The 7,826-nt window shown below is 65.8% G+C and carries 10 protein-coding genes and 2 pseudogenes; 7 read left to right on the plus strand and 5 right to left on the minus strand.

Going from position 1 to position 7,826, the window contains the following annotated elements; translation table 11 throughout:
- Nucleotides 1–118: 118 nt before the first annotated feature.
- The 4 genes from FFK22_RS40105 to FFK22_RS40120 all read left to right on the plus strand — a co-directional run bounded on the left by FFK22_RS40105 (nucleotide 119) and on the right by FFK22_RS40120 (nucleotide 3,047).
- Nucleotides 119–661 (plus strand): 2'-5' RNA ligase family protein, encoded by a 543-nt coding sequence (locus FFK22_RS40105; RefSeq protein ID WP_186002934.1) that lies wholly within the window; start codon nucleotides 119–121, stop codon nucleotides 659–661.
- 15 nt (nucleotides 662–676) lie between these two features.
- Nucleotides 677–1,258 (plus strand): AAA family ATPase, encoded by a 582-nt coding sequence (locus FFK22_RS40110; protein WP_138893684.1) that lies wholly within the window; start codon nucleotides 677–679, stop codon nucleotides 1,256–1,258.
- A gap of 44 nt (nucleotides 1,259–1,302) precedes the next feature.
- Entirely contained in the window at nucleotides 1,303–2,334 is a 1,032-nt protein-coding gene (locus FFK22_RS40115; RefSeq protein ID WP_186002935.1) for a site-specific integrase, read from the plus strand.
- 185 nt (nucleotides 2,335–2,519) lie between these two features.
- Nucleotides 2,520–3,047, plus strand: coding sequence for a hypothetical protein (locus FFK22_RS40120; protein ID WP_138893191.1), 528 nt, complete (start codon nucleotides 2,520–2,522; stop codon nucleotides 3,045–3,047).
- Nucleotides 3,048–3,289: 242 nt separating this feature from the next.
- Here the strand turns inward: FFK22_RS40120 and FFK22_RS40125 are convergent, their stop codons facing one another.
- Together FFK22_RS40125 and FFK22_RS40130 are read right to left on the minus strand one after the other, a co-directional pair.
- Nucleotides 3,290–3,472 (minus strand): hypothetical protein, encoded by a 183-nt coding sequence (locus FFK22_RS40125; RefSeq protein WP_138893190.1) that lies wholly within the window; start codon nucleotides 3,470–3,472, stop codon nucleotides 3,290–3,292.
- Between the two features lie 30 nt (nucleotides 3,473–3,502).
- The gene (locus tag FFK22_RS40130; RefSeq protein WP_138893189.1) at nucleotides 3,503–3,703 is read right to left on the minus strand and encodes a hypothetical protein; all 201 of its coding nucleotides are present in this window, start codon (nucleotides 3,701–3,703) and stop codon (nucleotides 3,503–3,505) included.
- Between the two features lie 321 nt (nucleotides 3,704–4,024).
- Between FFK22_RS40130 and FFK22_RS40135 the strand changes: the two genes are divergently transcribed.
- Complete coding sequence (locus FFK22_RS40135) at nucleotides 4,025–4,369, plus strand: transposase (RefSeq protein WP_138893188.1); 345 nt, start codon at nucleotides 4,025–4,027, stop codon at nucleotides 4,367–4,369.
- A 119-nt stretch (nucleotides 4,370–4,488) separates the two neighbouring features.
- On the opposite strand, the pseudogene FFK22_RS40140 reads toward FFK22_RS40135, so the two are convergent.
- The 3 genes and pseudogenes from FFK22_RS40140 to FFK22_RS40150 form a co-directional block, all read right to left on the minus strand.
- A pseudogene (locus tag FFK22_RS40140) lies at nucleotides 4,489–4,668 on the minus strand (IS6 family transposase); the annotation flags it as partial.
- A gap of 103 nt (nucleotides 4,669–4,771) precedes the next feature.
- Nucleotides 4,772–5,293 (minus strand): GNAT family N-acetyltransferase, encoded by a 522-nt coding sequence (locus tag FFK22_RS40145; RefSeq protein WP_138893187.1) that lies wholly within the window; start codon nucleotides 5,291–5,293, stop codon nucleotides 4,772–4,774.
- A 45-nt stretch (nucleotides 5,294–5,338) separates the two neighbouring features.
- The gene (locus tag FFK22_RS40150) at nucleotides 5,339–5,551 is read right to left on the minus strand and encodes a hypothetical protein (protein ID WP_138893186.1); all 213 of its coding nucleotides are present in this window, start codon (nucleotides 5,549–5,551) and stop codon (nucleotides 5,339–5,341) included.
- Between the two features lie 705 nt (nucleotides 5,552–6,256).
- Here FFK22_RS40150 and FFK22_RS40155 point away from each other — a divergent pair.
- Together FFK22_RS40155 and FFK22_RS44165 are read left to right on the plus strand one after the other, a co-directional pair.
- Nucleotides 6,257–7,011 (plus strand): annotated as a pseudogene (locus FFK22_RS40155) (IS5 family transposase).
- A gap of 622 nt (nucleotides 7,012–7,633) precedes the next feature.
- A partial coding sequence (locus FFK22_RS44165) for a hypothetical protein (RefSeq protein WP_221939242.1) occupies nucleotides 7,634–7,826 on the plus strand: 193 nt, incomplete at its 3' end.

The following is a 7,826-nucleotide window of genomic DNA, read 5'->3' on the forward strand; positions in this document are numbered from 1 at the left end:
CTCCGGACATCCCAACTCATTGAAATCGCTAGACGATAAGGGGGCTTATCGGGCGTTGTGGTTTCCGGTGGGGACGTGGGGCGGGTAGACTCCTCGGATCGTCCGCTCCGGGGGCCCCGTGCCGTTCGCCGTCCACCTCGATCTCGATGCGCGCAGCGCCGACGCCCTGGCGGCCCTGATCGATGCCGTCGAGCGCGCCGACCCGGACGCGATGACGCCGCGCCGGGCCAAGGTCGCGCCGCATCGCTCGCTCGCCGTCTACGATCGCCTGGTCCCGGCGGCGGTCACGGTGTCGCTGCAGCGCTTCGCCGAGCGGCAGCCCGCGCTCACCATCCAGCTGGCGAGCCTGGGCCTGTTCCCGGGACCGCCCGCCGTCCTGTTCGCCGCCCCGGTGGTCTCGGCCGAGCTGCTGGCCCTGCACCGCGCCTATCACCAGGCGACCTGGGCGTCCGGCCCGCGCTGCTGGGCGCATTACCTGCCGGAGGCCTGGGTGCCGCACGTCACGCTGGGCGAGGGGCTGCGCCTCGCCGCCGTGCCGACGGCGGTCCGCAACGCGATCGCGGCCTGGCGGCCGCGGCCGGCGGTGCTGCACCGGATTGCGCTGGTCCGGTTCCACCCGGTCGCGGTCCTGTGGTCGCGGGCCCTGCCGGCGGGCCCGTGAGCGGGGGAGGGGAGAGTGATCGTCCATCTCAATGGCTGGCCCGGGGTCGGCAAGCTCACCGTCGCGCGCCTGCTGGCGCAGCGGCTCCGGGCCCGGCTGATCGACAACCACCTGCTGCACGACGTCGCCATCCGCTGCGCCGGCATGGACGACCCGGCGCGCTGGCCGCTCTACGAGGCGGTGCGCGCCGCCGCCTACCAGGCCCTGGCCGACCGGCCGCGATCGGAGACCTTCGTCATGACCAACGCCCTGTGCCTCGGCGCTGCGCGCGAGCGCGAGGCCTGGCGCCACGTCGTCGCCCTCGCCGAGATGCGGGGCGTGCCGCTGATCCCGGTGGTGCTCGAGGCCGACGACACCGTGCTGTGCTCCCGGGTCCAGAGACTCGAGCGCCAGGGACGCAAGCTGACCGACCCGAACGTGCTGGCAGCGATGATCCGCGCCGACCGGCTGCTGAAGCCCGACGTGCCCGAGCGGCTCGACCTCGACACCACCCATATCGCCGCCGCCGACGCCGCCGCGGCGATCGAGGCGCATCTGCTGGCCGTTCGCGGCCAGCTGACGCCAGCGAACGCCCGTCACCTGGTGCTGGCGCCATGAGTCCGGAAGCACCGCTCGGCGGCAGGGGAGGGGAGGGAACCACCGTGGACGAGCCATCTTCTCCAGCAATGGCGCGGCCCGACGGCGCCCTGACCGAAGGCCAGCAAGCAGAAATCCGCCGCCTCGCCGCGCGCGCGGACGAGCTGGTCGAGGCCTCGTTCTCCGCCAATACCCGCAAGGCCTATGGCTCGGCCTGGCGGCAGTGGAGCGAATGGTGCCTCGGCTTCGGGCTCGATCCGCAGCTGGCCGACGCCTCCTGGCTGGCGATCCACCTGACGGCGCTGTCGGAGACCCGGAAGCTCTCCACCCTCGAGCTGCGCCGCGCCGCGGTGCTGGAGATCCGGCGCCGGCTCGGTCGCCCGCTGCACTTCGACGACACCCAGTTCCGGGCCTTTCTCGCCGGCCTCAGGCGGACCAAGGGCGCCCGGCCGGACAAGAAGGCGGCGCTGCTCGAGGAGAATCTGCGCGCCGTCCTGCTGATGCTGGATCCCGAGACGGCGCCGGCGCCGAAGCGGTGTTTGCGCGACCGGGCGCTGCTGCTGACCGGCTTCGCCGGCGGCTTCCGCCGCTCCGAGCTCGCCGCCTTCGACCTCCGGGACCTGACCTTCACGGCCGAGGGGCTGGTGCTGTTCGTCGCCGGCTCGAAGACCGACCAGGAGCGCCGCGGCGAGGAGGTCGGCATCCAGGCGGTGCCGGCATCGCCGCTCTGCGCCGTGACCGCGGTCTCGGCCTGGCTCGCGGCGCGGGGCGACACGGCCGGGCCGCTGTTCTGCCGGATCGACCGCGGCGGCCACCTGATCTACGGTCTCGACGGCCGGCTGCAGCCGATCGACAGCAAGACGGTGGCCCGCCTGGTCAAGCGGGTGATCAAGGGGACCGGGGTGGACGAGGGGGAGTTTTCCGGGCACAGCCTGCGCGCCGGCATGATGACGGCGGCCGACCGGAAAGGGGTGCCGCTCGAGGCGGCGATGCAGCACGGCCGATGGAAGGACGCGCGGACAGCTCGGGGCTACCGCCGGCATTCGCGTTTGTGGGTGGGGAACTTTACCGGCAAGCTGCTGGCCGACGAGCTCTAGGTTTGGGACCGACGTCCGTAGACGTCGGTGAGCAGGCCGTGGTTCCAGGGGGTGAGGGCGAGATCCTTCGCAGCTTGCCACGACGGATCGGCCGACGCGCTGGGGTGCGGTACTTGGTCCTGGAAATTGTGTTACCCTTTAGGGAGATGCGACGCGACGCCAACGGTCTGAGAAAGAGCGAGGCCATGCCGCAGCCCCAGTTTTTCCGAGTGAGCAGATGCGTCGCAGCGTTGCTGCCGATTGCCTTCGGCTGCTTGGGGCCAGCGGGAGCCGCGCCTCTCGACGCCTTCATCGGCTCGTTTCGCGCCTCGGGTATGGTCGCAGACGGTCCGGATGCCACGCGTCATAACGTAAGGTGCGACTTCACGATCCAGCATCAGGGAGGTGACCGGGTCAGTCTCGAGGGGACGTGCTGGGCGTATCTGATCTTCTCGAGATCGATCAGCGCCGATGTCGCACTCAACCCCCGGTCTGGCCGGGTGACAGGCACCTATACCGAAGTGTCGAACGGGACATCACGACTAGACGGCCGACTGGAGGGGACGACGATCGTTGTGATCATCAATTGGCCAAAGCCGGTCTACGGTGACCTGACGGCCAACCTGAGAGTCTTCAGTCTCGGCCGCGACAGGCTTCAAATCATTGTGACGGATCGCTTCGGCGCCGACAGGCAAATGCGCGTGACAACCGACCTGACGCTGACACGCCAATAAGGTTCATGGAGGAGGCGGCAGGCACTATTACCTCCCAGGTCCAGGACCAGGCCTCACCCAAGCGGCGGACAGATTCCGACATCACGGCGAGCCGGGCGCGCCGCTTGGCAGCCGTGCGGGCCACATCGGCGACCTCAATCTGGGCCACGCTGAGCCGGGCGCCCTCGTCGCGCAGACCTTCTCACATTGGCGGATTCTGCCCCCAGCTGGCGGAACCCAGCCGATGGCCGCCACATGAGATTTCAGTATATTGCTGGTGCAGACAGAGCCGACTTGAGGGCGGGAATCGGCCAGAAACGTCCGAACATGACAACCGCCCAGCCGAAGTCCCGGTACGGCTGGACACCGATCTCAACGGGCCCGAATTTGTAGGTGACCGGATCGTGCCGCACCTGCTTCGCCAGGCTCGCCAGCGGCCGCTCCATGGCGTAGCGATGTCAGCTGGGCGCTTGGCCTTAGCCACCGGCCTCGTCCAACGCCTCCTCGATCTCCTGCCAGTCGTCGGCGATCTTCTCCATCCGGCCGAGGATCCTGGCGTGCTCCGCCTGCGTCTGTATGAGGCGATCGATCTTGCGGCCGTGCTCGGCCTGGGTCTCGATGATCCGGTCGAGCAGTTCTCTGAATTCTCTGACCTGATCTTCCCATGTCGACGCCATCAAACCCCTCCCTCCCAGCAGGCCTACATCAGTTCGTTGGTTAGCGCCGGCGGCGCCTGCGGCCCGGGCCCTGCCCGTCCGACGCGCGAGCAACGGCGATGTTATAGATCATCTGCAGACGAGTCTCGACCTTGACCAGGCGGATGTTGACGTCTTGAGTGTTGACAGTCAGGCGAGCTTCGAGGTCGCGGATCTTCCTTGCCCAGCTCCGTGACCTTGGTAACCCTCCGGCGGAGGCCGCCTTTCGCTGATCGTAGCGATGACCGAGGTTTAAGCGTTGGTTGACAGCGGCGGTGGTGGGAAGTGTCCACGAGTGCAGTTATGGGCACAAGGCTACGGGAGGGGCGTCGGGACCGGTCGTGGCCGGAGGCGCTGAAGCGGGAGATCGTGGCGGCGTCGCTGGAGCCGGGGTCGTCGGTGTCGCTGGTGGCGCGGTGCTGCGACGTGACCGCGAACCAGGTGTTCTCCTGGCGGAAGCGCTACGCCGTTAAGGCGGCCGAGCCGACGGAGTTGCGCCTGATGCCGGTGGCGGTGACGCCGGATCCGCCGGCCGAGCCAGCGCCGACGCGCGAAGACCTGATCGAGATCGGGTTTGGCGGGTATCGGCAGCGGGGCCAAGGCGGCGGCGCTGCGGCTGGGAGAGTGTCCTGTATCTTGTGTAAGTGAGTTCCGTGGGTTGGGTCCGAGGTAGTGCGGTGGCACCGGAGCCGGACCGGGGTATGGCGGCGCGCCAGAGAAGACATCGGCTTCCCGCCGATCCGGACGAACATCTCGTCGAGGTGTCATCGCCGGTGCGGCTTCGGCCGCTGCGCGAAGGCGCCGGGCGATCGTCGGTCCGAACGACGCCACCACCGACGAAGCGTCTCGTAGGACACCTCGATGCCGCGCTCGGCGAGCAGGTCGACGTCGCGGTAGCTCAGGGTGAAGCGAAGATACATACAGAAGGCGCGCTGGATTATATCCAGTGGAAAGCGGTAGCCGGAATTTCAAGGTTGGGTCATGGCAGACCGCTATGCTGGTCGCCAGAGTCCTGCAAGGCGCGAACTTGACAAGCCCTTACCGACGAGTTCACTGGGCCAAGTGGAGCGTGACGTGCACGACGCCCGCCTCGCGGTGCGTTGTCATGGCAAGCCCGCAGCGTTGGAACACCTTCAGCATCGGGGCGTTGTTCGGAAACACTTCGGCGACGAACTGTCCGATCCCCGCTTCCCGTGCGATGACGACGAGGTGGCGCATTAGGAGCGTGCCGATTCCCCGTTTCTGGTGCGAGTCGTCCACCGCGAAGGCGACCTCGGCACAGCCAGGCTCTGAAACGACGTACCGCCCGGCGCCCACTATTACCTGCCGTTCGCCGTCCTCGAGTACCGCCGCGAGCGCGACGTGACTCACGAAGTCTACGTTCACGAAGAATTCAATCTCCCGCTCGCTGAATGTGCGCTTCGGCGCGAAAAACCGGCGGTAAAGCGATTCCTCGCTCGTCCGCTCGAATGCCGCGAGTAGCTCGGCGCGGTCAGTGGGCCGGAGCGCGCGGATTCGGAGCACGAGCCCGTCCCACAGGCGTTCGACGGCGGCGTAATCTGCTGCGCTCACGGCTCGCCACCGGCACGCACCGATCCAATAGCCCGCCCTGCCTGGCTATAGCGGCACATAGCCCGTGACCGAGCGGGTCTCCCAGTGCAGCCCGCTCAGGCGCCGCTGTGCCTCGCACAGCACTTGGCGGCTCCCCTTGTCGAATTCGAGGTCGGCCATGGGCCGCGAGACATCGCCGGCTTCTCGGGTGAGCCGTGCGACCTCGGGCAGCTCGTCGTCTGTCGCTTGGGGGTCGAAGTTGGCAAGCCAGAGCTTCATAACAATCTCCTTCCTGGTCAACTCAGTCTGGGCGCAGACCCCCGCTTCGGGGCTCCTCAAGGTCGGCATGGTCAGGCAAGGCCATGGCTACCGCTCCGCTGCTCGCGGGCGCGCTGCAAGGCCGCGAACGTGACAAGCCCAGTGTGATCGCCTTCACCCGCGAGGGCATCGCGAACCTGCAGCAGATCAAACGCCGACCGACGCTTGGCCGTTCACGCTCCGCCCAAGCTCGGATCCTACGAATAGATCCGCCTGCGGTCCTCACCGGATGCTGACCCTTTCCGGTGGCACGTGTTCGAGCATCAAGAGAAGCCAGCGCAGTGGCGGCTTTCCGGCGTCCCATAGCCGGCCCGGCCGTCCGACAAGGGCGGAAGGGAGACATCCTGAGAAGATGACCACGCGATATGCGGCGGTTATAGCCACCGATCCTGTTGTGTGCAGCAGGCGAGGTAATGTTTAGAGATAGACATTCCTTTGTTAGAGCGGCTCCTTATGCTCAAGATCGGCGAGAGTCCTCCTGAGGATTCTTCGAGAACTTATCAAGCATCCAAGAACTCTCTCAGCCTCATTTGTGTCTAATCGCCTCCTATGCATAGCATCTACAATGGCCTTTTGACTAGGGTCAAAACTCAATCAGCCTAACGAGTGAACAAAGAGGCCGTGATTCTCTGGGATCCGGGATCGACCTGGAGGGAGCGGCGGCTGATGAGCAACCTGTTCTGGCTCGACGACGAGCAGTGGGCGGCGATCGAACCGTTCATGCCCAAGAACCAGCCTGGCGCGCGGCGCAAGGACGACCGCCGGATCATGTCGGGGATCTTCCACGTCCTGAGAACCGGCTGCCGCTGGCAGGATTGCCCCGGGGCGTATGGCCCGGCCACGACCATCTACAACCGCTTCAACCGCTGGTCGCGCAAGCGCTTCTGGACGGGCATGCTCGAAGCGCTGGCCGGCGCCGGCGCGGCGACCGCCGCCACCGCGATCGACGCCACCTACGTCAAGGCCCAGCGCGCCGCCTACGGCGGAAAAGGGGGGCCAAGGCGCAGGCCATCGGACCCTCGCGCGGCGGAAACACGACCAAAATCCATGCGCTCACCGACGTGATCGGCCGTCCCTTCGTCCTCGACCTCACCCCCGGCAACGTCGCCGACATCACTGCCGCGCCGAAGCTGATCGAGCGGGCGGCTGGCCTGGGCTATCTCATCGCCGACAAGGGTTACGACGCCGACAGCCTGCGCGCGATGATCCGCGCCCGCGGCGGCCGGCCGGTGATCCCCGGCAAGGCCAACCGCAAGCGCAAGATCCCGCTCGACAAGGCCCGCTACAAGTCTCGCCATCTGATCGAAAATGCTTTCGGCCGATTAAAGGATTTCAGACGTGTCGCCACCCGCTACGACAAGCTGGCTCGAAACTTCTTGTCCGCCGTCGCCCTCGCCACTTTGCTACTCTTCTGGATCTGATTGAGTCTGGAGCCTAACTATAGCCACCCTGCCCCGCAACAACTGCGAGCGCATAATTTCCCTAGTGAAATCTTGATTGATCATAGCGTAAGATCCTCATTGCTTGCTGCCGGTCAGCAGCTTTGCCGGGGCATGCCGTCGCCTTCTGTATTGCAATCTGGCAACACGCTACCACGGACGAAGCAGCGCGTGCTCTAGGACCATTATCAGGCCAATTGACCCGCGTGGTCATCGCCCGCAAATCCATTGAGGGCGGTCTCGGGGCGTCTGAGCCCGGGCCCTCGTGCGGCAATATCAATTGAGACCGGATCTATGATCGAAGCACGAAAAAATTATCCGAATTTCATTGCCAAATTGAAAATGTCACGATAGTGTTCGTGTGAAGATGATGAGTAATACCTGGGAATTCTGGCATTATGCTGAATTACTCACTAAGTTATTCCTTTAAGGCTGGGGCTACGTTGGTCCCTGACCGACCGGAGGAATTGCTTGAACCCTCCTCATCGCTATCCGAGGCGCGTGCACTTCTTATCGACCGCGAGGAGGCAGGCCGGCGTCACTGATCAGCCTGCGGCCGCGGAAATCCTCCGTCTGCTCTCGCGGTATGCAAGGAGCATTGGCCATGCGATTTCATGTCGAGCTAATCAAGCCCTCCCACTACGATGACGACGGCTATGTCATCCAATGGTGGAAGGCATCAGTCCCATCCAACTCCCTGGCCAGCCTCTATGCGATCGTTCTGGACGCGGCCGAGCGGTGCGTCCTCGGCCCGGAGGTGAGGGTGACACTCTCGGCCGCCGATGAGTGCAACACAT

It is taken from the genome of Mycobacterium sp. KBS0706, assembly GCF_005938675.2.
GTDB lineage: Bacteria > Pseudomonadota > Alphaproteobacteria > DSM-16000 > Inquilinaceae > Inquilinus.